This window comes from Rugosimonospora acidiphila, assembly GCF_039543385.1.
GTDB lineage: Bacteria > Actinomycetota > Actinomycetes > Mycobacteriales > Micromonosporaceae > Rugosimonospora > Rugosimonospora acidiphila.
Window position 1 is genome coordinate 243,926 of record NZ_BAABJQ010000002.1, and the last position, 23,574, is coordinate 267,499.

19 protein-coding genes and 1 pseudogene are annotated in these 23,574 nt (G+C 70.4%); 16 read left to right on the forward strand and 4 right to left on the reverse strand.

Translation table 11 applies throughout. The annotated features are described in order from the left end of the window. Window positions 1-68: 68 nt before the first annotated feature. Both ABEA87_RS04035 and ABEA87_RS04040 read right to left on the reverse strand, forming a co-directional pair. Window positions 69-1,919 (reverse strand): AfsR/SARP family transcriptional regulator, encoded by a 1,851-nt coding sequence (locus ABEA87_RS04035; RefSeq protein WP_345626148.1) that lies wholly within the window; start codon window positions 1,917-1,919, stop codon window positions 69-71. 238 nt (window positions 1,920-2,157) lie between these two features. After that, entirely contained in the window at window positions 2,158-2,964 is an 807-nt protein-coding gene (locus ABEA87_RS04040) for a helix-turn-helix transcriptional regulator (protein ID WP_345626150.1), read from the reverse strand. Between the two features lie 317 nt (window positions 2,965-3,281). On the opposite strand from ABEA87_RS04040, the gene ABEA87_RS04045 reads away from it, so the two are divergent. From ABEA87_RS04045 to ABEA87_RS04090, 10 genes are all read left to right on the forward strand, one after another. Beyond that, on the forward strand, window positions 3,282-4,607 hold the full coding sequence (locus ABEA87_RS04045; RefSeq protein ID WP_345626152.1) for an ABC1 kinase family protein: 1,326 nt from the start codon (window positions 3,282-3,284) through the stop codon (window positions 4,605-4,607). A gap of 9 nt (window positions 4,608-4,616) precedes the next feature. Continuing rightward, window positions 4,617-5,876, forward strand: coding sequence for a KR domain-containing protein (locus ABEA87_RS04050; protein WP_345626153.1), 1,260 nt, complete (start codon window positions 4,617-4,619; stop codon window positions 5,874-5,876). Continuing rightward, window positions 5,873-7,006 carry an FAD-dependent monooxygenase gene (locus ABEA87_RS04055; protein WP_345626154.1) on the forward strand — a complete coding sequence of 378 codons (1,134 nt, stop codon included), beginning with the start codon at window positions 5,873-5,875 and terminating at the stop codon, window positions 7,004-7,006. Before ABEA87_RS04050 ends, ABEA87_RS04055 begins: the two co-directional genes overlap by 4 nt. Before the next feature lie 73 nt (window positions 7,007-7,079). Beyond that, entirely contained in the window at window positions 7,080-7,961 is an 882-nt protein-coding gene (locus ABEA87_RS04060; protein ID WP_345626155.1) for an SRPBCC family protein, read from the forward strand. A 20-nt stretch (window positions 7,962-7,981) separates the two neighbouring features. Then, complete coding sequence (locus ABEA87_RS04065; protein ID WP_345626156.1) at window positions 7,982-8,821, forward strand: helix-turn-helix transcriptional regulator; 840 nt, start codon at window positions 7,982-7,984, stop codon at window positions 8,819-8,821. A gap of 145 nt (window positions 8,822-8,966) precedes the next feature. Beyond that, window positions 8,967-10,283 carry a HEAT repeat domain-containing protein gene (locus tag ABEA87_RS04070; protein WP_345626158.1) on the forward strand — a complete coding sequence of 439 codons (1,317 nt, stop codon included), beginning with the start codon at window positions 8,967-8,969 and terminating at the stop codon, window positions 10,281-10,283. Window positions 10,284-10,320: 37 nt separating this feature from the next. Next, entirely contained in the window at window positions 10,321-10,971 is a 651-nt protein-coding gene (locus ABEA87_RS04075) for a DUF6073 family protein (RefSeq protein WP_345626160.1), read from the forward strand. Window positions 10,972-11,080: 109 nt separating this feature from the next. Next, complete coding sequence (locus ABEA87_RS04080) at window positions 11,081-12,364, forward strand: cytochrome P450 (protein WP_345626162.1); 1,284 nt, start codon at window positions 11,081-11,083, stop codon at window positions 12,362-12,364. A gap of 131 nt (window positions 12,365-12,495) precedes the next feature. Beyond that, window positions 12,496-14,733 (forward strand): methyltransferase, encoded by a 2,238-nt coding sequence (locus tag ABEA87_RS04085; protein WP_345626163.1) that lies wholly within the window; start codon window positions 12,496-12,498, stop codon window positions 14,731-14,733. Window positions 14,734-14,743: 10 nt separating this feature from the next. Then, window positions 14,744-16,054, forward strand: coding sequence for an ABC1 kinase family protein (locus ABEA87_RS04090; RefSeq protein WP_345626165.1), 1,311 nt, complete (start codon window positions 14,744-14,746; stop codon window positions 16,052-16,054). A gap of 82 nt (window positions 16,055-16,136) precedes the next feature. Here ABEA87_RS04090 and ABEA87_RS04095 read toward each other — a convergent pair whose 3' ends face one another. Next, entirely contained in the window at window positions 16,137-16,565 is a 429-nt protein-coding gene (locus ABEA87_RS04095) for an ester cyclase (RefSeq protein WP_345626167.1), read from the reverse strand. A gap of 195 nt (window positions 16,566-16,760) precedes the next feature. On the opposite strand from ABEA87_RS04095, the gene ABEA87_RS04100 reads away from it, so the two are divergent. The 6 genes from ABEA87_RS04100 to ABEA87_RS04125 all read left to right on the forward strand — a co-directional run bounded on the left by ABEA87_RS04100 (window position 16,761) and on the right by ABEA87_RS04125 (window position 21,950). Further along, complete coding sequence (locus ABEA87_RS04100) at window positions 16,761-17,411, forward strand: nuclear transport factor 2 family protein (RefSeq protein ID WP_345626169.1); 651 nt, start codon at window positions 16,761-16,763, stop codon at window positions 17,409-17,411. 275 nt (window positions 17,412-17,686) lie between these two features. Continuing rightward, complete coding sequence (locus ABEA87_RS04105; RefSeq protein ID WP_345626171.1) at window positions 17,687-19,102, forward strand: cytochrome P450; 1,416 nt, start codon at window positions 17,687-17,689, stop codon at window positions 19,100-19,102. A gap of 139 nt (window positions 19,103-19,241) precedes the next feature. Continuing rightward, complete coding sequence (locus ABEA87_RS04110; protein ID WP_345626173.1) at window positions 19,242-20,216, forward strand: ester cyclase; 975 nt, start codon at window positions 19,242-19,244, stop codon at window positions 20,214-20,216. Window positions 20,217-20,285: 69 nt separating this feature from the next. Then, complete coding sequence (locus ABEA87_RS04115) at window positions 20,286-20,981, forward strand: ester cyclase (protein WP_345626174.1); 696 nt, start codon at window positions 20,286-20,288, stop codon at window positions 20,979-20,981. A 176-nt stretch (window positions 20,982-21,157) separates the two neighbouring features. After that, complete coding sequence (locus ABEA87_RS04120) at window positions 21,158-21,523, forward strand: VOC family protein (protein WP_345626176.1); 366 nt, start codon at window positions 21,158-21,160, stop codon at window positions 21,521-21,523. A 43-nt stretch (window positions 21,524-21,566) separates the two neighbouring features. Then, window positions 21,567-21,950, forward strand: a complete 384-nt coding sequence (locus ABEA87_RS04125; RefSeq protein ID WP_345626178.1) for a PadR family transcriptional regulator — start codon at window positions 21,567-21,569, stop codon at window positions 21,948-21,950. 679 nt (window positions 21,951-22,629) lie between these two features. On the opposite strand, the pseudogene ABEA87_RS04130 reads toward ABEA87_RS04125, so the two are convergent. Beyond that, window positions 22,630-23,460, reverse strand: a pseudogene (locus ABEA87_RS04130) (transposase family protein); the annotation flags it as partial. Between the last annotated feature and the right edge of the window lie 114 nt (window positions 23,461-23,574).

Here is a 23,574-nt window from a genome sequence, read left to right on the forward strand (position 1 = left end):
GCCAAGGCCACGACCCGATGCGAACCCACGGCCCGATGCGAACCGACGGCCCGATGCGAGCCCGCGGCTCACGCGAACTCGGTGGCGCTCAGCTCGATCGCGAAGCGGTGCACCAGCCGCGGCACGCAGTAGCTGGGCCCGCCGGGTTCGTGCCGGATCAGCAGCAGCGACATGTCGACCAGCCGGGTCAGCACCGCCCGCACGTCGACCGGCCGCCGCCAGGGAGCACCCTCCCAGGCCCCCTGCGCCACCGAGAAACGGAAGCAGCGCGGCAGGCTGCCCAGCCGGATGAAGCACCACCGTTCGTACTCGTTGAGGCAATCGATGCTGCGGCGCAGCGCCGCCCACAGCGACCGCTGGTGGGCGGGGGTGCCGCGGCGCGGCGGCTTGAACTCGTGCAGCGGGTTGGCCAGCCGCTGGACCAGTTCGTCGAGGGTGTCCGTGGCCAGGCAGCCGGCGGCCAGCTCGACCGCGAGCGGCAGGTCGTCGAGGCTCTCGCAGAGCATCGCCACGGTGTCCACGTTGTCCGGGCCGAGCCGGAACCCGGGACAGACCTGCGCGGCGCGCCGGGCGAACAGCTGTACCGCCGGCCGTTCGCTGGCCGACACCTGGGCCTCCCCGGCCACGACAGACAGCGTGGACAGCCGCCAGATGGTCTCGTAGGGCAGCCCCAGCGGCTCCCGGGAGGTGACCACCACCGAGACGTGCCGGCAGGTGCGCACCAGGTCGTCCACGACCGCCGCGCACAGATCGATCATGTGCTCCACGTTGTCGAGCACGATCAGCATCTGCCGGGCGCCCAGCAGCTCGTTGGGCACGTCCGCCTCGGAACCACCGTCCAGCGTCCGAAGCAGGCCGCCACGCAACTGGTCCTGGTCGGTCAGCCGGGAACACTCCAGCACGGTGACGCCGCCGGAGTACTCGTCGCGCACCCGGGCCGCCACCTGCAGGGCGAGTACCGACTTGCCGCAGCCGGGCGGCCCGGTCACGGTGACCAGCCGCTCCTGCCCGAGGATGTGCCGCACCGCGTCCAGGTCCCGCTCGCGATGGATGAGCTGGCCGGGGCCGGGCCCCGGCCCGCGCCACGGCGGGCGGGGCGGCGGGGTGCGCCAGGTCGGCTCGGCCACCGTGGTCACCGCGGGCTCCTCGGCGGCCAGCAGCACGCTGCGGTACGCGCCCGACAGCTGCGGTCCGGGCGCCACGCCGAGTTCGTCGTTCAGCGTGACCCGCACGTCGTTGAAGTGCGCGATGGCCGCGGCGCGCTGGCCGGTCTGCTCCAGCGCGGCGAGGTACCGGGCCTGGATCAGCTCGTGCATCGGCTCGGCCGCGGCCAGTTGCTGCGCGACCGGCAGCACCACGGCCGCCTCACCAAGGTCCAGGCCGATGGTGACGTACTCCAGGGCGGCGTCGGACCAGGTCTGGCGCAGCGCGTCGATGTTCTCCGCGGTGTGCAGCAGCCCCCCCAATTCGGCCAGCGTCGGGTCCCACCACATCCGCATCGCCTCGGACAGCAGATTGAAAGACCTGAGGGATTCTCCGATTGCGCGATACTGCCTCGCCTGGCGGCACAAAACGTTGAAACGGGTAAGGTCGACAGATTCCGGCGCGGTGACCAGACAGTAGCCGCCGTGCGTCGACGCGATCGTCCGGATTCGCGCACGTGGCGGCATTTCGGGTTCAAGAATGCGTCGCAACCGTGCCACATAGGTGTGCACGAGCTGCCGGGAACTCACCGGCTGTTCACTTCCCCAGACCGATTCCAGTAATGAATCTATGGAGACCGACTGACCGAACTGCAGGGCGAGCGCGGCGAAGACGGCCCGCTGCTTGGCCGGGCCGAGGTCTACCGCCGCGGGACCACGGTACACCCGAACCCGTCCGAGCACCTCAACACGCAATGACGTCGCCGATTCGGACATGGGCACCCCCGAAGCGGGTATTCACCGGACGGACGGCCACTGGGATGGTGTCCTAACAATTGTTTGATCAGCGGTCGGTCCTCACCGTGGGCTTCACCGTTCAGCGAGACTCATGGATATATCCCCTGGTAGATATCAGAAGAATCTATTGCCCGCCACGGAGGTCCCACGCTCCGGTATCGTCAATTGACACTGTTCCCCGTGAATTCATCCTAACTGGAGTGCACGGCGACAACAGTCACACAACGGACCGAACAAGCCAGTCGATCGGCGTAACCGCGAGGTTCGGTGGGTCGGTCAACTCCGGCCAACGCAGGATCGTGTGCACCCGGGCGACCGCCTGATCCTTGGCCGTCAAGGACACCCGGGTTCGTCCGATCAGGTAGCTGCCGGGTCGGTCGATCAGCGCGTCGGCCAGCCGTACCGCACCCGGCACCACCACGGTGAACACCGCGTACTCGCCGGGCCCCGGCGCCACGGGCAGCCGCACCGAGCCGGTGCCGCACCCGGTACCCAGTGCCCACAGGCTCCGATCGTCCGGCCGGTCGCTGGCGTACAGGCGCCCCACGACCAGCGACTCGGCTCCCGGTGCACCCGACAGCGCCATGGTCGCGCCGGCCGATCCGACGGAGCCGACGGCCAGTACCGGCAGTCGGGCCTCGACCCGCTCGTCGCCGAGCGACCGCACCAGCACCCGGAAGCGGGCCGGCGACAGCCCGACCAGCCGGCCGAACTGCGTACAGAAGGTGCCGGGGCTGGTGTATCCGACGCGCTCGCCGATCCGGGTGACCGGCAGCCGGGTGTGTACGAGCAGCCGGCGCGCCTCGGCCATGCGCACCGCCGCCAGGAACCGCGCCGGGGTGACCCCGGTGACCTGCCGGAAGATCCGGTGGAAGTAGAAGGGGCTGAACAGGCCGTTCTTCGCCAACGTGCTCAACGGCTGCGGGCTGGCCGGCTCGGCCCGCATCGAGACGATCGCCCGGACCACCGCGGCCCGTCGATCCGCCGCACCGCCGGCGGCAGCAGGGCGTGCCAACAAGTTCATCGATGGCTCCTCACAGTGATCGATCGACTACCGTCGTAGATTGTCAAACCAGACTTGAAGACTTCTATATAGAAGTTAAACATTGTTATGACCGGTTTCTCCCCTCGCGCACCACGGCCGGGGAGCAGTCATACTTCGACCTTGCCGAATCGCCGGCCGCACGTTGTCCGTCCCCGCTGACCGGTCTTTGATTCGAACGGCACCGCCCCATCCGGTCGCCGTAAGCGAGGATCTGGCATGACCGAGCGCCAGCGAGGGAATCGACGTTGCAGTGCGGGTGTGCCTCATGCCGGACCGCAGCGAAGCGAGGATCTGGCATGAGTGTGCTGTCGACCCGATCCGAGCCCGCGCTCGATCCGCGGGAGCCCGACCCCGAACCCACGGCCACCGTCGGGCGCGCCTACGTCGCCGCCCGCCTCGCCACCTGGATCGCCACCGTCGCGGCGCACGGGGCCCGCACCGGCGCCGAGGCGGTCACCGGCCGCCTGCGCCGGCCGGCCCGCCGCCAGGTGACCGTGCGCGGGCTGACCCGGCTGCTGATCCGCCTCGGCCCCACGTTCGTCAAGGGCGGTCAGCTGCTCAGTACCCGCCAGGACCTGCTTCCTCCAGCGTGGTGCACGGTGCTGGGCCGGCTACACGACCGGGTGGGCCCGATGCCGCGGCGGGTCGCCGAGGCGGCGCTGCGCGGCGGGTACCCGGACGACGCGCCGCCGTTCGCCGAGTTCGACTGGGACGGGGTGGCCAGCGGCAGCATCGCCGGCGTCTACCGGGCCCGGCTGCGTGATGGCCGGCAGGTCGCCGTCAAGGTGCGCCGCCCGGCCATCTCCCGCCGCATGCGCGCCGACTTCCGGCTGCTGCGCGCCGGCGCGCGTCTCGGCCAGTCGGTGCCCGGGCTGCGCCGGGTACCGATGGCCCGGATGGTCGACCACCTCGCGCTGGCCGTGCTGCGCCAGCTGGACTTCGCCGCGGAGGCCCGGGCGCTGGAGGAGCTGCGGCGCAACCTGGACGGGCTGATCCAGGTACCCCGCCCGATCCCCGAGGCCAGCGGCGACGGCGTACTGGTGATGGAGTTCGTCGACGGGCTGGACCGGTTCGCGCCGGCCGACTTCACCCGGGAGCAGCGTCGCGAGATCGTCGTGCGGGTGCTGCACGGGGTGTACCGGATGCTGTTCGTGGACGGCCTGGTGCACTGCGACATGCACCCGGGCAACCTGTACCTGACCAGGGCCGGCACGGTCGTCCTGCTGGACGCCGGCTTCGTGGTGCGGCTGGACCCGAAGATCAAGCGACTGTTCGCCGAGTTCTTCCTCAACCTGTCGACCGGGCGCGGAGAGGCCGGCGCCGACGTCGTGCTGGCCAGCGCCGAGCACGTGGCGCCCGGCGCCGACCTGGCCGCCTTCCGGGAGGGCGTGGTGGATCTGATCAAGGTCAGCCACCGGCAGACCGCCGGCCAGTTCCGGCTGGCCCCGTTCGCCGCGCGCCTGTTCGACCTGCAGCGCCGGTACGGCGTGGCGGCCGCGCCCGACTTCGTCTTCCCGCTGCTGTCGCTGCTCGTGCTCGAAGGAATGATCAACGACTTCGACGTGGACGTCGATTTCCAGGCCGAGGCCATCCCGACCCTTCTCACCGTGCTGCGCCGATAGGAGAGGCCGATGCGGACGGTACAGGCGTGGGCGCCGTACCCGGTCGGGCAGCCCGTGCCGGCCGGGCCCGGGTACGCGCGCCGGTGGTACGTCGTCGGGCCGGACCGGCATCCCGCCGCCCCGGTGCTGACCGCCGCCGGCGACGGCGCGCCACGGGCCGGCGCGGGTACCGCCGTGCTGTTGGGCACCGAGTTCACCCCGGCGGACAACGCGCTGCTGGCCACCGGGGTACGGGCGGCGGTGCGGCGCGGCGGGCGGCTGGTACTGCTGCACCTGGGCGCCGGCGGCGCCAGCCTGGTGCGCGCCGCGCTGGGCGAGAACCGGGCGCTGCGCGGCCTGACCGTCGAGCTGCCGGCCCGCCCGTCGGCCGCGGCGCTGGCCAGCGCGGCGCGGCTGGCCACCGGGGACGTCAGCACCGCCGTGGAGCTGCGGGTCGACCAGCAGGGCCGGGTCACCGGTACCGGATGGCGTCCGGTGAGGCTGCCCGACCCGGTACCGGGCGGGGCCGGGCCGGGGCTGGCGGTGATCACCGGCGGGCTGGGCGGCCTGGGCATCCGCGTGGCCGGCGTGCTGGCCGAGCGGGATCACCTGCACCCGGTGCTGGTGGACCGCGGCGACCCGGACGAGCTGCCGCCTGCCACCGCCCGCTACCTGAGCTGCCTTTCGGGCGGACCGACCGGGGTGACGGTACGCCGGGCCGATCTGACCGTCCCCGCACAGGCCGCCGCCGCTCTCGTGGGGCTGCCCGGCCCGGTGCGGGTACTCGTGCACTGCGCCGGCGTCATGTGCCACGGCCCCGCCAGCGGGTACGCCCCGGAGGAACTGGCCGCCGCGCAGGCGGTCAAGGTCGCCGGGCTGGCCAACACGCTGGCCGCGATCGACTCGCGCCGGCTGCGCAGCCTGGTCGTGTTCGGCTCGATGCTGGCCGAGCGGCCGCCGCACACGCTCGGCGGGTACGCGCTGGCCAACGAGCTGCTCCGGCGTGCCGTGCCCCGGCTGACCGCCGGGCTGCCCGGCACCGACGCCGTGGTGGCGCAGTGGTCGATCTGGTCCGGCGCCGGGATGGCACACGATCTCGCGGTACTGCCCCAGGCCAGAGCGATGGGGCTGGTGCCGGTGTCGCTGCGCCCCGGGCTGCGGGCGCTGCGCCAGCTGGTCGGCGGCGGAGTCTCCGGCCCGCTGATGTTGCTGGGCGCCGAGGGCAATTTAGAAGAAGGCGGCACCGGAACCCCGACATACGGTCGGCGGGGGCGGGGAGGGTTGGCATGACGGTACGCGGGACAGCAGTGGTGATCGGGGCCGGTCCGGCCGGGCTGGCCACCGCCATCGCGCTGCGCGGCGCCGGCTTCGACCCGGTGGTGTACGAGCGGCAGGCCCGGCTGAGCGCCGAGGGCGGCGGCCTGACCCTGTGGCCGAACGGGCTGGCCGCGCTCGCCAGTATCGGCGCCGACCGGGAGGTGCGCGAACGGGCGCTGCCCTCCCCGGGTACCGCCATGCGCGCCGCGAATGGGCGGACGCTGTACGAGATGTCCGCGGCCGACATGGAGCGGGTCGGCGGCTGCGGTGTGGCGATGCACCGGGGCGAACTCGTGGCGGCGCTGGCCGGGCGGCTCGGCAGCGACGCCATCCGGTTCGGCGCGACCTGCGTCGACGTGCGCTCCGACGCCTCCGGCGCTACGGTCGGCTTCGAGGGCGGCGAGCGGGTACGCGCCACCCTGGTGGTGGGCGCTGACGGCATCCGGTCCCAGGTGCGTACCGCCTGCGGGCTCGGCCGGCCGCTGCGCTACGGCGGCTCGACCGTGTGGCGGGCCGCGGTCCGGTACCGGCTGCCCGAGCTTCCGGGCCTGCTCACCCTGGGCGGACCGAACCAGTTCGGCATCTGGCGGCTGCCCGGCGACCGGGTGTACTGGTTCGCGTCGGTGCCGGCGCCGCCGGGCCGGTACCGCAGCGGGCAGTCCCGCCCGCCCGAGGAGTTCGCCCGGTGGCACGACCCGATCGGGGCGCTGCTGGACGCCACCCCGACCGACGAGATCATCGTGACCGACGTGTACGACAGCGGACCGCTGAGCTCCTGGAGCGCGGACCGGGTGGTCCTGGTCGGCGACGCGGCCCACCCGAGCCTGCCGCACATGGGCCAGGGCACCTCGCAGGCGTTCGAGGACGCCGCGGTACTGGCCGACCGGCTGGCCGCCGGGTCGGACATCAGCGCGGCGCTGCGCGGGTACCACGAGCGCCGCCGGGACCGGGCCCGCTCGGCCTGGGCGCAGGCGCGCATGCTGGCCCGGGTCGGCGCCTGGCGCGGCGGGTTCTCCTGCTGGCTGCGCGAGAGGATGATGGCGGCGGCCCCCGCCCGGGTACAGGCCGGACAGCTGCACCGGATGTTCGCCTTCCGCACCTGAGGTGGCGCTGTCTTCGAGCGCGGCGGGTGGCGCACCGGTTCGAGCAGCGGTCGACCAGACGAAGGGGTACGCCATGAGTGAATCGGGACCGGCCACCGGGCTGTTCGCCAGCACCGACGCCGGCACGGTGCGGGTCGGCATCCGCAGCCCGCGCCCACCGAGCGAGGTCTGGCCCGCGCTGTACGAGGTGGACCGCGTCGCGCAGTGGTTCGGCACGCTCGACCGCCCGTGGCGGGCCGGGCAGGCCAGCCGGGTCGACTTCGGCGACGGCGACTTCTTCGACATTGGCACGGTGGCGGTGGTGCCGGGAGAGTCGATCACCTTCGACTGGAGCTTTCTCAGCATCGGCACGACCGCCCGGGTCCGGTGGCAGGTCATCCCGGCCACCGCCAGCGCCGCCGGCAACGACCGGATCGCCGGCACCGAGGTGCTGGTCGAGGACCGCCAGCCCGGCCGCACTCCGGCCGAGGCCGACGAACTGCTCTCCGGCTGGACCGACTTCTTCGAGCGGCTGTCCCGCCACCTCGCCACCGGCCAGCGCACCCGGTACGACACCCGGGACGACATCGACGGCTCGGTCACACTCACCGGGCACGCCCCGCGGCTGGCCGAGCCGGACACCATCCACCGGTGGCTGCCGATCGCCACCGACGGGTTCGTGCCCCGATGGTTCTTCATCGTCGACGAGGACGGGCCGCGCCGCTTCCGCGTGGACGCCTGGCAGGCCGAGCCGGACGGTGTGAGCTTCGTGGTCGAGGTGCCGGAGGCGCTGCGCGCCACCGAGGCGCGAATCTGGCTCAGGCGCACAGATTCCGACTGGCACCTGTCGTTCCGGCACGCCGGATGGGCCCGCCTCGGGCTGCCGGACCGCCAGGCCCGGGTGCTGCGCGGGCGGTTCACGGCGGCCTGGGTCACCGCCCTGCGCGACGCGCGCGAACTGATGGGAAGCGCCTAACGAGAAGACCGGGAGGGTGAATGGACGGCGAGCACGGCACGTCGCGGTACATCGAGGAAAGCACCGCGGACGACTGGATGCGGGCGGTACTGCGCTCGATCGGCGTGATGCGGGAAAATCTCGGGCACGAGCATTCGCTGCGTACCCTGGCCGAGGTGGCCTGGCTCAGCCCGTTCCACTTCCACCGCGTGTTCCACAAGGTCACCAACTTCACCCCGGCCCGGTTCCTGGCCGCCTGGCGGATGGCCGAAGCCAAGCGGCTGCTGGCGTACACGCCCGACAGCGTCACCGACATCTGCATGCGCATCGGGTACTCCAGCCTGGGCACGTTCACGTCGCAGTTCACCCGGATGGTCGGGGTCTCCCCGGGCCGGTTCCGGCGGCTGCTGGCCACGGCCGGCGACCAGCCGTTCAACGAGATGCTCGCCGCGCTGGGCCGCACCCAGCGGCCACCGTCGCGGGTACAGCTCACGGTCACCGTGTCCGGCGGGCCACACGCTCCGGCCCCGACCGCCGTCGGCCTGTTCTCCACCGGCATCCCGCAGCAGCGCCCCGCGTTCTGCGCGGTGACGTGGGCGCCCGGTACCGTGCCGGTCGGTGACCTGCCCGACGGCGTGTACTACCCGCTGGCGATGTGCTTCGACCCGGCGGTCACCGTCACCGAGGCAGTTGCCATGACCGACCTCGAAGGGTGCTTCGTCGGCGCCGCCGAGAGTGTTGTGTCCATTGTGGGTGGACGGGTGGCGTCGCCCGCCACGGTACCGGTGCGACTGCGCAACCGCCGGGAGACCGATCCCCCGCTGGTGCTCGCCCTGCCGTTGCTGATGGCCGCGGGCGCCACCGAACGCTCCGCCGCCTGAGGCTCGCACCGAACGCTCTGCCGCCGAAGAATCCACGGGGGCGGCGGGCCGCGGGGCGAGACGGCAACTTAGGAGAAGGATCGTGCCCGGCCCGGTCAGCAGACTTACTCGTACCACATCGATGGTGACGGGAAGGAATGCTGGGATGGCTATCGACCTTTGCAACAAGTCGCCGGGCTCGCTGGCCGAGCAGGATCCGGGATCCTGGGACGAGGCGGTCGAATCTCCGGTGCTGCTTGAGGATCTCGGCACGGATCAGCGCGAGCGGTTGAACTTCGCCTACCGGACCACGCTGAGCTCGGTGGACCCACGGTTCGTCGCCGGCGACCCGGCCGCCTGGTCCAGCGACTTCGGTTACGCCCTGGACAAGGTCGCGATCCGGCTCGACAACCGGAGCAACGAGGAGCTGCGTCGCGCGGCGCTCTCGCACCCGGATCCGGCAATGCGCGAGCAGGCACTGTACGAGTACGCCGACCGGGACCACCGCGACGCGATAGAGCTGCTGCGCGACGCGGTGCGCAACGACCCGAACCGCGAGGTGCGGTGGGACGCGCTGTGGGCGATCGAAAAGCTGGGCGGCCCGCAGGCCATCACGACGCTTCGCGAGTTCCTGAGCGACAGCGACCCGGAGATCGCCGAGTGGTCCAAGCTGTTCATCAGCGAGCTGCAGACCGGTGACCCCGCCTTCGACGCGCGGGCCGGGCTCTACACTCCGGGCCGCACCTTCGACGAGTCGATCTACCTGCTCATCCACTGCGACCTGTATGTGCGGCTGGACGCCAGCAACACGCACTGGGGCAAGATTTCCCTGGCTCCGCAGGGCCTGGCCCGCATCTACGGTCAGGCGCACGCGTGCCCGAACGTGGCCACCCGAGAGCGCCAGCTGGTGATCGCCAAGACCATCTCGGGCCTGCACGAGGACGGCTCGCCGCACTGCGACAACTACCTGTTCCGGGGCTTCACCGACCGGACCCGGCGCGACCGGGGCAACTTCTTCTTCGAGTCGCTGGTGCCGCGGACGTTCTTCCGGTCGGGCCACGCGGACGACCCAAGCGCGGGCGTGACCCAGGCCAACATCGGCTTCGCCCGGTACGGCACCTGGCACCTGGAGCCCAAGTTCCAGGTCCACGAGGAGGCGGCGATCCGCTACGTACGCGGGCGCTTCCAGGGCTGGGGCTACGTCAACCTGGCCAACATCGCGGGCAAGTCGCTGGAGGAGGTCCTCACCCCGGGCAACGGCGTGCTCTCCACGCTGCACCACCCGGAGGTCGGCCCGATGACGAACGCGTTCATCCTGGGCACCTTCAAGGGCAAGCTCAACGACTGGGACGGCGACGGCGTGATCGATCTCAACTCCCGCGACGTCTACTCCACCGTGGACGGCGAGATCGACTCGAACCAGGACGGTGTGGCCGACGAGGCCGGCCGTACCTGCTGCGACTACACCAACCTGCTGCCCTGACCGGACCGCCCTCGCGCGAGAAACCTGGAGTCAAACGATGACTACACCAACGCAGCCGTCCATCAAGTACGGCCGGCCGGTGACCACGGACGGCGTACCCAATCTCTACGCGGGATCCGTGGTGGTCCCGTGGACCCCGCCGGACCCGGGCATCGACAACCTGGGCATCAGCTCGGTCGACACGTTCGCCGTGCCGGGTGTCGGCGAATACACCGTCGCGTTCGACGGCTTCGTTCGGGTGGTGCGCTCCGAACCCACCTCCCGGGAGTGGTCCAACGCCGAGGTGTACACGAACCTGATCGAAATGAAGATGGTCGGGCACTGCGACGAACTGGGCACGATCACCGTCGTACTCAACCCGGACTGCCTGTCCACCGGTCAGATCCGCACCCCGTTCGACCCGTACGCGGGTGAGGGACCGTCGGCCAAGGCCTGCCGGATGGCGGTCGGCGCGGTGTTCACCATGCCGAAGCTGGGCCTCACGCTCATCAACAAGGAACCCATCATCCTGACCATCGACGACGTGCGGCAGATCCCGCCGGCCGGCTCGCCCGGCAAGGGCCAGATCTACCGCATGCTGCCGCTGCACGACGTGAACCACCCGGACGACGAGCCGGTCGCGTACGTGACCAGCCTGCGGTTCACCATGGGCGGCTACATCACCGCCGAGGAGATCGCCGCCAAGTAGCGCCGAACGGGTGTGGGCGGCCGTTGGTTGACAGCGGCCGCCCACATTCCGCTGTGTGCCTGTTCAACCGCCGCGATGCCGCGGCCGCCGTGAACCGAGGAGGCGAGGCGTGACACTACCGACTCCCCCGATGATCAAGGGCCTGCCGCTGCTCGGCAGCCTGCTGGAGTGGCGCCGCGACCATCTCACGCTGTTCCAACGCGCCTACCGTGAGCACGGCCCGGTCTTCGCCGTGCGGCTCGGTCCGCAGCGCGGCGCGCTGCTGATCGGGCCGGAATACCACGACTTCTACTTCCGCGAGGTCGATGGGCGGCTGTCGGTGCCGGAGCTGTACAAGTTCGTGGTGCCGATGTTCGGTGACGTGATGATGGCGGCCACCGACACCGCCCGCCGGCGCCGGCATGTGGCGCTGCTGCAGTCCGCGTTCCAGGGCCGGCGGCTGGAGCGCTACAGCCAGGTGATGGCGGCCGAGGTCGACGCCTGGCTGGACGGGCTCGGCACCTCCGGCGCGTTCGACCTGTGGAACACCCTGGAGCCGGTGGTCATGCGGATCGCCGCCAGCGCGCTCATGGGTCCGGAGATCCGGGCGAGGATCGACCAGTTCCGCCCGCTGCTGGTCGACCTGGCCCGGGGCATGGAGTTCATCCTGCCGCCGAACCTGCCGCTGCCGCGGTTCGTGCGGCGCGACCGGGCCCGGCGGCAGCTGACCGCGATGCTGCGGCCGGTAATCGAGCAGCGGCGGCGGCATCCCGACCGGCACGAGGACTTCCTGCAGATCCTGGTGGACGACCCCGGGCTGGGCGCGGAGGGCGACGACGTCCAGGTCGGCATGGCGCTGTGCACCATCTTCACCGGGTACATCACGACGGCCGCGCAGGCGTGCTGGACTCTGGCCCTGCTGCTGCGCCATCGGGACTACCTGGACTCGATCCTCGCGCTGCCCGAGGGGCCCGCCCGGGACGCCCGGCTCAGCTGGGCGTTCAAGGAGGCGCTGAGGCTGCGGCCGGTCATGGGCTTCTACGCGCGCAACAACGCGGTGGACATCGATCTCGACGGGTACCGGCTGCCGCGCGGGTGGATGACCATGCTGTGTCCGGGGGTGGCGCACCGGCTGCCGGAAATCTTCACGGATCCGGACCGGTACGACCCCGAACGGTTCGCCCCCGACCGGGCCGAGGATCGCCGGCACCCGCACGCGCTGATCGGGTTCAGCGGCGGCTTCTACCGGTGCCCGGGCCAGGCGTTCGGCACGAACGAGGTGCTGATGCTGCTGGGCGGGCTGCTGTCGCGGTACGAGCTGGACCCGCTGCCCGTCGACCCGCCCGCCGACCTCGACCTCGGGGTGACCCGGCCGCGCTCACCCACCCTGGTGCGCTACCGCCGCCGGGACTGACTGACCTATCGGACCACCGCAGGCCGGACCGCCCGGCTGAGCCGTCGCCGGGCGGACCCCGCCGCCCCGGCGCACTACCGCAATCAGAGAGAAGCAGCGATCCGGTACGGGCTTTTACATTCGGCATGCCGATGACTGTCGATCACAAGGGGTTCACCATGCCGACAGAAAGCGTGCCGATGGGAAGCCTGCTACCCGCGGGAATGCCCAGCCTGCCGACGTTCGATCTGACCGCCGCCGAAGCCTCCTTCCAACCGCTGGGCGGGCGCGCCTTCCCGGCCGTGCAGGACCGGTGGGAGCGACTGGTGAGCATGGCCAGCATCCCCGAGCCGGCCGACCGGATCTGGGACGCCCTGATCAACCCCGACCACATTGGACAGTGGCTGGGCGTGGTACACGGCGGCTGGGCGCAGCGCGGCCGAGAATCCACATTGGACTTCGAGGACGGTGAGTTCTTTTACTGCCGCACCGATCAGTCGACGCCACCGGCCGGTGCCCGCGCCGGCACGCTGCGGTACCTCTGGCGATGGGTCGGCATCGGTCCGGCGAGCGCGGTCACCTGGACCCTGACGCCCGGGCCGGACGGCACCATGGTGACCGTGGTGGAGGAGGCGACCAACCCGCCCTCGGACTGGCGCTCCTGGAACGGGATGGGCTGGCCAGGCATCCTCGACCAGCTCGCCAGCTACCTGCGCACCGGTACCAACAGCCGGTGGCCGTGGCGGCGGATGGGACCGTACCTGCAGATCCCGCTGCCGGTCATGCCGTTCCAGGCCTGGGACATGCTCACCAGCCCGTCGGCGGTCAAGCACTGGATGGTGCGTAGCGCCGGATCGCTCGCGGTCGGCGACCCGATGACGCTGGTGATGGGCGACGCCAGTGGCACCGTCGAGCTGACCGTCACCAAGTCGGTCGACACCGGTCAGGAGTTCCCGTCCTACCTGCCGTACGTGGAGTTCGAGCTGCGCCGGCCGTGCTGGAACGCCCCGCTCGGCGGCCGGATGTGGATCGAGCCAGCCGGTCTCGGGCAGAGCATCCTGCAGGTGTTCCACTTCAACTGGGAGCGCCTGGACATCCGCGATCCGGTGACCGAACGCAAACTGCTGACCGGGTTCTGGGCCGGCGCGGCCGCCCGGGCACAGATGCTGTTCGCGCCGCAGGGTGCGCCGGCCGGGCCGCACGGCTGGACGGCGAGCGCTCCCGGCGCGGCCGATGGCGCCAACGGGGTCTCACAAGCCGGCGCCGGCGCCGCCCCGGCCGCCATGAGCAACGGCAACGGCAACGGGCACCACGCCGGGAACCCGCTGTCCACGATGGACTTCCCGGCGGCGATGTCGTTCGCCGGCAGGGTGATGGGCGACCTGGGCGCCGCGACGACCAGCCTGCTCACGGTACTCGGGGTGCGGCTGGGCCTGTTCGGCGCGCTGGCCGGCGGCCCGGCCACCAGCACCGAACTGGCGGACCGCACCGGAATGTCCGAGCGGTACCTGCGGGAATGGTTGTGGGGCCTGCACAGCGCCGGGTACCTGCGACTGGACTCGAACAGCCGGCGCTTCAGCCTGCCGGTCGAACACGCCGCGGTGCTCGCGATCGAGCAGTCCCCCCTGTACCTGGCCTCGGCGTACGATCTGCTGCCGCCGATGGCAGCGATGCTGGACGAGGTGTCCACGGCTTTCCGCAGCGGGCAGGGCATTTCCCCCGACCGGTACCCGGCCAGCCTGTTCACGGCGATGGAGCGGATGAGCGCCACCTGGCTGGACACCGCGTTGCTGGGCGAGTGGCTGCCCGCGGTGGACGGTCTGATCAACCGGCTCCGCAACGGCGCGAAGGTGGCCGACGTCGGCTGCGGCGGCGGGCGCGCCCTGATCACGATGGCGGGCCAGTTCCCCAACAGCGAGTTCGACGGCTTCGACAGGTACAAGCCCAACGTGTCCCGGGCGCAGGCCGCGGCCAAGGCGGCCGGTGTCGCCGACCGGGTGCGGTTCCATGACGCCGACGCGGCCGACGGGATGACCGGACCGCTGGACCTGGTGACCATGTTCGACGTGCTGCACGACGCGCCGGACCCGCACGGGGTGCTGGCCGCCGCGCACGGCGCCCTGGCGCCGGTGGACGGGGTGCTGCTGGTGCTGGAGAGTGCCGCGGCCGCCGACCCGGCCGACAACGCCGGCCCGTCCGGTCAGATCCTGTATGCCACCAGCGCGCTGTACTGCGTACCGACCGCGCTGGCCGACGGCGCCGACGCGCTGGGCACCCTCGGCCTGCCGTACCAGAAGTTGTCCGAGCTGGCGCGCGCCGCCGGTTTCGCGAGCGTCGAGGAGTTGCCCATCGCCAGCCCGCTCAACGCCCTGTTCGTGCTGCGACCCTAGGGGGAATGCCGTGTCGGAACCCACAGACCTCCACGAGGAGCCCGCGCCGCGGGTGCCGGTGTGGCGGATGCTCGTACGCGCCGCGGTGATCGCGGCCATCGTGCTCGGCGGCACCGTCGCCACCCTGTTCGGCATGCTCGGTGGCCTGATCATCGGCGGGCCGAAGCGGGCACGCCAGATCGGCTACCGCGCCATGGTCGGCACCCTGCAGACCCTCGGTCCGACCTTCGTGAAGTTTGGCCAGACCTCCAGTACCCGCAAGGACACCATGTCCGAGGGAATGGCCGCGGCAATGGGCCGGCTGCACGACTCGGTGCGGCCGATGTCGCGGCGCCACCGGGAGCGGGCGCTGCGCGAGGCCAACCTCAGCCAGCTGGTCGAGGTGAGCCGGGACCCGGTAGCCAGCGGCAGCATCGCCTGCGTGTACCAGGGGAAGCTGGCCGACGGTCGGGTGGTCGCGGTCAAGCTCAAGCGACCCGGCATCGACCGCCGGATGCGCACCGATCTCGCGTTGGCCGAGTCGATGATGCGCGGCATGCAGCGGATGCCGAACATGCGCGGCATGCCCATGGCCGACCTGGTCGGGTACGTGAGCAAGGCGATCCTCGGCCAGCTCGACTTCGGCCGGGAGGCACGCAACATCACGCACCTGCGCACCTGCCTGCGCGAGGTCGGGCAGATCCGGATACCGGCGGTGTACCCCGAGGTGTCCGCACCCAACTGCCTGCTGTTCGAATACCTGCCCCAGTTGGACGTCAGGACCCCCAGTACGCTGCCGGCCGACGTGCGCAAGGCGCTGGCCGACCGGGTGCTTCAGGCGGCCAACCAGATGATGTTCAAGGACGGCTTCGTGCACTGCGACCTGCACCCCGGCAACGTGTATCTGACCCCGGACCAGCGGGTGGTGATCCTGGACGCCGGGTACTGCGTGCACCTGCCCGACCGGGTACGGGACCTGATCGGCGAGTTCTTCGAGTGTCTGGCCTTCGGTGAGGGGCAGCGGTGCGGCCAGATCGTGCTGGAGAGCGCGGTCAACCCGGACCCGGCCGACGCGGACGCGTTCATCGCCGGCATGGTCGACATCGTCGACCGGCACGCCGGTCCGGGCAAGGAGTTCGACATGAAGGTCTTCGGCGACGAGGTCTTCAAGCTCCAGCAGAAGCACGGCATCTACGCGGCCTCGGACTTCGCCTTCCCCCTGATGTCGCTCAACGTGCTGGACGGCACGGTGCGGGGATTCTACGAGTCGGTCGACTTCCAGCAGGTGGGCGTGGCCGGACGCAGCGCGCCCCGGCCGTCGCCGCAGACTCGGGTCGCCTGAGCCGGTCCGGCACGGCAAGCGCGGAGCGGGTCGTCCCGCTCCGCGCTGTCGTCGTGAATCCGTCTCAGGCCATGCTGGCGTCTCAGCCCATGGCGGCCAGGACCGCCTCCGGGAGCAGACCCACCTGCTGCATCAGGTGCAGCTCGTCGGTCACGCCCCAGTGCTCGACCAGTTTGCCGCCCGCGACCCGGGCGATCCCGAACACCGAGCACTCCACCGGCTTGCCGGTGGCCGGCATGCCCATGTACTCGCCGGTGTGGGTCGCCCGCGCGATCATGCGGCTGGCTACCCGGTCGCCGTCGGCCACCAGGTCGACGATCTCGAACTGCAGGTCCGGGAATGCGGTCATGAAGCCGGACACGATGTTCAGCACCGCGTTGAAACCGTGGCTGCCCATCCGGGTGTGGTGCACCATGTCGGGCGACCAGAACTCGGCCATGCCCGGCAGGTCGCCCCTGTTCCAGGTCTCGATGTAACGCCGGACCAGCGCCTTGTTGTCCTCAGTCGACACGTGTCGCCTCCTCGTGCATCGGGTACCGGCCCGCCGAGGCGAGCGGTGGTTTTCCCTCCTCTGGGCATCGTCGCGGACTGGCACGACGCGTGCTTCTTCCGGCTTGCTTGTCCTGCCGGATCAGCGCAATGTGGAGGAAGTCAACCGATACCCGTCAAGACCACACTGACGGGCATACAGGGAAGGAGTTCCGCAATGCCGATGCAGGACGAGCAACGACGCGCGTACCTGGAGCGCGCGGGAGTCACCCAGGAGCAGATCGACCAGACCGTCGGCGAGTTGCCCATCCACGAGGGCAGCTACCAGGCGCGGGGTCTGTCCCGCGACCAGGCCCACCGGGTACGCGAGGCGGTGCGCCAGGTGGTGGCCGACGCGGCGATCATCGCGGCGAAGTACAGCACGATCGCCAAACGCGCCGACGGCGACGTCGGCCGGGAGGTCGCCGCGGACGAGCTGGCCACCGACCGCAGGCACCTGGACGAGCTGTTCGCCGACGAGTACACGCTGCACAACCCGTTCGGGCAGGACGAGGGCAAGGAACACGTCATCGACGCCATGCTCAAGGGCATGATCAGCTATGACGGCATGGGCAGCCAGGGCTTCGAGGCGTCGAGCCAGTCCCTCCAGGTCCACGGCGACAGCGCGGTGGCCATCGGCGACTACCGGATGCGCGCCACCGGCCGGGCGAAGGACGCCGAGAGCGGTGAGGTGTACCAGCAGGACCTCGGCGGCACGTACCGGATCACCAACACGTACGTGCACCGCGATGGCCGGTGGCAGGCCGCCACCTCGCAGATGACCGCGATTCCCGCGGAGCACAAGTTCGTGCTCACCCCCGACTCGTAGATCGACGACCACCGCAGATCCGAAACGGATCGGTGCCCAGCCGGGATCCGGCTGGGCACCGACCCGTTTCGGGGCTGTGCCGTCGAGGCGTCTCAGCCCGTCGAGGCGTCTCAGTCCACCGAGGCGCTTTTTCGGGCCGTCGGGGCGTTGTCGGGCCCTCAAGCGGGGCGGACGCCGGCGGTCCGGGCGCATCGCGCAAGCCGCAGGAAGCGCACTTGCCCGGGCGCGCGCCAGGCTGACCGGGGTACCCGTGTGACGACCCCGGAGGTGTGTCGATGCCCGTTCCTGAGATCCCGGGTCCACGAGCGATGCCGGTGATCGGTCACCGCGGCAACTTCGCCCGGTTCGCCTTCGACGCGGTGACCTACCTGCGCCGGCTGCACGAGCAGTACGGCGAGATCGCCTCCCTGGTCCGCGGCCGCGGCGACTACGTGTTCGTGTTCTCCCCCCGCTACAACCAGATCGTGCTCACCGAACCGGCGCTCTACGAGAACCTCGACGCCGCGTCCTCACCGGTGCGGATGGGCGAGGACAGCTCGCTGCGCCGGCTGTACGCGGGCCTGACCAACATGAACGGCGCCCAGCATCGGCGCCAGCGCAAGCTGATGGGCGCGGCCCTGCAGCGCCGGCACGTCGAGGCGTACGCCCCGGACATCAACGCGCTCGCCGAGCGGCAGTTCTCCGGCTGGCGGCTGGGCCAGCGGCTGGACCTGCTGCAGGAGATGCGCGCGCTGACCATGGCGGTAGCGGTGTCCACCATGCTCGGCCTGCCACCCGACAACCACGGGCGCCAGATGGGCCGGCTGCTGCAGGACTGGATGGACACGGTGTTCTCGGTGCGCGCCCTGGCGCTACCGGTGGATCTGCCCGGCCTGCCGTACCACCGGCTGCAACTGCTGTCCGACCGGCTGGAGCGGGCCGTGCGGGGGCTGATCGACCGGCGCCGCGCGCAAAGCACCGGTACTGACGTGCTGTCCCGGCTGATCCGCGCCAACGACGACGAGGGGCGTGGACTGACGGATGACGAACTGATTGGTCAGACCACGTTCCTTTTCATCGCCGGTCATGCCACCACCGCCAGCGCGCTGACCTGGACGATTTTCTTGCTGTGCACCCATCCGGGAATCATGCGCGACCTCGTAGACGAGCTGACCGGCACGCTGCGCGGCGACCCGCCGGAGGTCTCCCGGCTGCAGGACCTGCCACTGCTGGACCGCGTCGTCAAGGAGAGCCTGCGGCTGCTGCCGCCGGTGATGTGGTGGAGCAAGGTAGCGGCCGGTCCGGTGCGGCTCGACCGGTACCCGCTGCCCGCCGGCGCGCACGTGGTGTTCAGCTCGTACATCACCCACCGGCTGCCGGAGCTGTACCGCCGTCCCGACGTGTTCTGGCCGGACCGATGGCTGTCCTGCGACCCGACCCCGTACGAGTACCTGCCGTTCTCCGCCGGCCCGCGCACCTGCCTGGGCGCAGGATTCGCGATGATGGAGATGAAGCTGATCCTCGCCGCGCTGCTGCAACGCTGGCGCCCCGAGATGCCCTCGGGCAGCCGGGTGGATCCGGGCGGCCTGATGGTGTCGCAGCCCAAGCACGGGCTACCGGTCACGCTGGCCCGGACGGTGGGTCTGGCCCCCGAGATCGAGGTCTCCGGGAGCATCCGCCGGGTGCTGGATCTGACCGGCGCGCCCGGCTGATCCGCGGTGTCCCCACGGCGTCGCGAAACCTTGTGCCACAGGGTAGTGGCGGGCGGCCGGCGAGCAACGACGAAGAAGTCCCGCGATCGGCACCGATGCGAAACTGACTGGCAAGTGCCACCCCTCCCGGGAGGATTCTATGAGCGCAACTGACAAGCCGAGCCAGGCCCCGCAGGGGGGTACTGCGCTCAAAGAAATTCAGGGCCGCTGGTTCGAGATGCAGAACGCCTTGGCCAAAACCAACGGCAATACCAACGCGGGCACCGACCTGGCCGTCTCCGAGTCGCAGGAGACCCAGCCCCCCAAGGGCCTGCGCGACGGTCTGTCACTCATCCAGCGGCTGCCGGCCGGAGCCCGTGAGCAGCTGTTCGACCAGTTCCTGGCGACCGTCTCCGCGCGGTTCGACGGCACCATCACGGTGTCGCAGCCCATCAGCGAGGACCGCCGGCAGCGGAACATCGACATCTTCTACAAGTACATCGAGTACGAGAACGCCCGGAACTACGAGGGAATGGCGAAACTGTTCCACCCCACCGAGTTCCGCAGCAAGACGTACTTCGGTAACGACCCGATCAGCCCCGAGGCGCACAACCGCATGCTGCGCGGGCTGTTCCGGTCCTTCCCGGACTGGTTCATGGTGATCAATGAGATCATCTCCGCCGACAACGAGGCGGTGGTCGGACTGATCACCGGGCGCGGCACCCAGTACGAGGAGTTCGCCGGGCGCCCACCCCGCGACCACCAGATCGCGATCCCGACGCTGCACTCGATCAAGGTGCGCGACGACCTCATCATCGAGCACCGGCACATCAACCCGTTCGAGGACATCTTCGCCAACCAGATCATGGCGCCGCTGACCGAGGACATCATGGCGGTGCGGGCGCAGCAGGGCTTCGACAGCAAGCTGGCCCAGCGTGCGTACGAGGCGGCGGTTGCCGCCGGGGCGGACGAAAGCAAGCTCAGCGAGCTACGCGCACTCATCGAGTTGAAGCGCCGCCAGTGCCAGGTGCTGCTCAAGGGCACCCTGCGCCGCTGCGCCATGATCGCGCCAATCGGCGAGATCTACTGCGAGCACCACCAGAAGCACGGATACGGCATCGACGGGTTGGAGTAGGCCAGCCGCCAACCAACCGGCCGCACACGCAACGGGCCCACGGGAGCGGCCCGGATGAGGAGAACGACGATGACATCCGCCGAACACAGCGCCGTACAGCAGCAGGACCCGGTACAGGGGCAGATCAACGAGGCGGCCAACCGGCTGCGCGAACTGCTCGGGCTCGACGTCAGCACCGAAACGGTGGTCAGCGCGGTCGAAGACCTCAAGCGAATCGAGGAGAACAAGAAGGTTCTGCTGCGCTTCCAGCGCGAGGTCTTCAACGCCAGCGACTGGAGCACCGAAACGCTGCAGCGCAACCTCACCGACGACTTCATCGACCACGCCGCGATGCAGGGCGACCCGCCCGGCCTCGAGGGCGTGCAGATGCGCTTCTCCGCCTGGGCCTCGGCCTTCGACGAAGCGCTGGAGGAGAACGAGGCGATCGTCGGGCAGGGCGACCTACTGGCCGTCATGTACACCCTGCACGCCCATCACCGGGGCGCGTTCATGGGCGTCGAGCCGACCAACCGCGAGGTCGCCATCCCCGGCATGGAGCTGGTACGCATCCGGGACGGGAAGATCGCCGAGCACTGGGGGATCTACGACTTCCTGCGTACCGCCGAGGAGATCAACACCAACCTCGCGTTCATCCCGCGCGGCGGAACCGCCGACCCGGCCCGGCCGCAGGTGCCGTGGGCGATCAAGATGACCGAGGAGGACGCGGCCGGTCTCGGGACCGCCGCCGAGGATTATCTGCGCCCGCGCGAGGGCGAAGAGTCCTGAGAGCAGCCGATCGCGCCGCGCCGGTCGACCGGCGCGGCGCGTCCGCGCGGGCGCGTCCGCCCCGCGCGTCCCCGGTGCCCCGCGTCCTGGTTCCCGGTTCGCCCCACACCCACGGACACTTTCGGTCTAGTATCCACCGTGGATATATTCCCTCTAGGGAAGCGTTGGGAGGATCAATGATCACCAAGGTGAACACCGTCGCCCTCTACGTTAACGACCAGGAGGCGTCCCGTAAGTTCTACGTGGACGTGCTCGGGTTCGAGGTGCGCACGGACGCGCAGATGGGTGAGATGGGCCGGTGGCTGGAGGTCGCGCCGCCCGGTGCGCAGACCGCGTTCGTGATCTCGGACGCCAAGGGGTTCGGCAAGCAGGACCGGGTGGGCGACTCCGCGGACATCACCCTCACCTGCGACGACGTGTACGCACTGCACCAGTCGCTGGCCGCCCAGGGCATCTCGGTCCCCGAGCCGGAGAAGCAGGACTGGGGCACCTTCCTGCGCGTCACCGACCCCGATGGGCACACGTTCGTCATCAGCAGCTGACTCGAGTGGGCCGGCCCTCGCGCCGGCGTGGTGGGGCGAAGCCATGTCAGAACCGTTGACTCCGGCAATGTTCGCCCTGCTGCTCGCCCTCACCGAGTCAGAGCGCCACGGGTACGGGCTGATGAGCGACGCCCAGCGGTTGAGCGGGGGCGCGCTCACGCTCGGCCCCGGGACGCTGTACCGGACGCTACAACGCATGCGCGTCGAGGGGCTGATCGAGGAGGTCGACGCCGATCCGCTGCCCCCTCGGGCGGATCGGCGCGCCGAACGGCGGCGCAGCTACCGGATCACCGATGCCGGACACGTGACGGTCAGGGACGAGGCGCACCGGCTCGCCGCGCTGCTGGACAGCGACACGGCCCGGGCACTGCTCGAGCCGGATCCGGCCGAGCGCGACCGGTCCCGGCGGCTCCGGCGTGAGCCGTAGCCAGGCGCCGGCCCGGCAATTTCGAAGAATTCGCGTCCGGGTGCGGACCCTATCCTCCGACTGAGCGAGCAGCTCGCGTCGACGGCGAAGGGACCGCCATGTCAATCGCGGCAGCCAACCGATCCTCGGGAGTCATCACCGCCCTCAACGGCCGCTACCACCGCTGGCACTGAACGTCTTCATGGTCATTGTGCTCGGGCACTGGGCCGAGCACGTGGCGCAGGCCTGGCAGATCTGGGTACTCGGCTGGCCCGTCCCGCAGGCGCGCGGGCTGCTCGGCGAGCCGTTCCCCTGGCTGATCACCTCGGAGTGGCTGCACTACGGGTACGCCCTGGTCATGCTCATCGCGCTGTTCCTGCTGCGTCCCGGATTCACCGGCCGGGCCCGCACCTGGTGGACCGTGGCCCTGGTCATCCAGTTCTGGCACCACATCGAACACCTGCTGCTGCTGATCCAGGCCCAGACCGGGCACTACTTCTTCGGCAGGCCGGTGCCGACCAGCATCCTGCAGTTGGCCTTCCCCCGGGTCGAGCTGCACCTGTTCTACAACTCGATCGTGTTCATCCCGATGCTGATCGGCCTCTACTTCCACCTGCGTCCGGCCCCGGCCGAGCTCGCCGGCGCACGCTGACCCTTTCCGCGTCACTGTTTGCCACGTTGGGTGAGGGGCGGGGAGTGGACGGCCGTTTTCGACGTGGAGGAGGACGAGCGCGGCGCGGGCGATGTCCCCGATGCGCCACGGGTCGAGGCTGATCAGCTGCAGAGCGGCAAAGGTTTCCTTCAGCAAGGCGTTGGCGCGTTCGCAGATGCCGTGGATCCCGCGGATGACCTTGTTGTAGGTGCTCTGATCTGTAGTGAGCTCACCACCGGCGGGTTTTTTGACCGGGTGGAGGATCGCTGGGGACACATCGATGTAGCCCAGGTCAGTCAGCGTAGGCATGCCGTCGTCGGCGGCGACCTGAAGGCCTGGCAGCAGGCCGTCGGCGGCGCGGGCGCAGGTGGTGTCGTGCTCGCGTCCCGGGCGCACGTCGGAGGTCCAGATCAGGAAGCCGGCCGTGTCGGAGAGGACTTGGATGTTGTCGCCGTGGTCCTTGCTCTTGCCCGACCACCACAGGTCGGCCCCGTTCGGGCCGGGAGTCGCGACCCGGTCGGTGTGGATGAGCGTGCCGTCCAGGTTGACGTGGGTGTTGCCTGCGACTTTCGCCGCGGCCAGTGCCGTGTGCAGGTCCGGGGCGAGCGCGGCGAGCACGTCGATGCCCTCGTGCAGGTAGTCGTAGGCGGTGCTCTTGGAGATCCGGTTGTCGGCGGCGAGTTGGCGGACACGGGCGTTGTCCGTGAACCAGCGCAGCACAAGCACCGCCTGCGCGAACGCGCCCAGTGCCCGGGTGTCGCGCCGGGTGCCGATCTCGGCGCGATGCTGCTGCAGCAGCCGGGCCAGGAACCACACGGTCTGCCTCCGGACGGTCAGGGCGGCGGTGAACACGACGGGATCGTCTGCAAGACTGGGCACGGCAAAGCCTCCGGCACGAGACAGGTATCAGTATCCGTACTCATACCGGCGACTTCGCCGTCTTGCTTCACTCGCGATCAGGGAACTGATCGAACGCGGCCGAAGGTACGCACT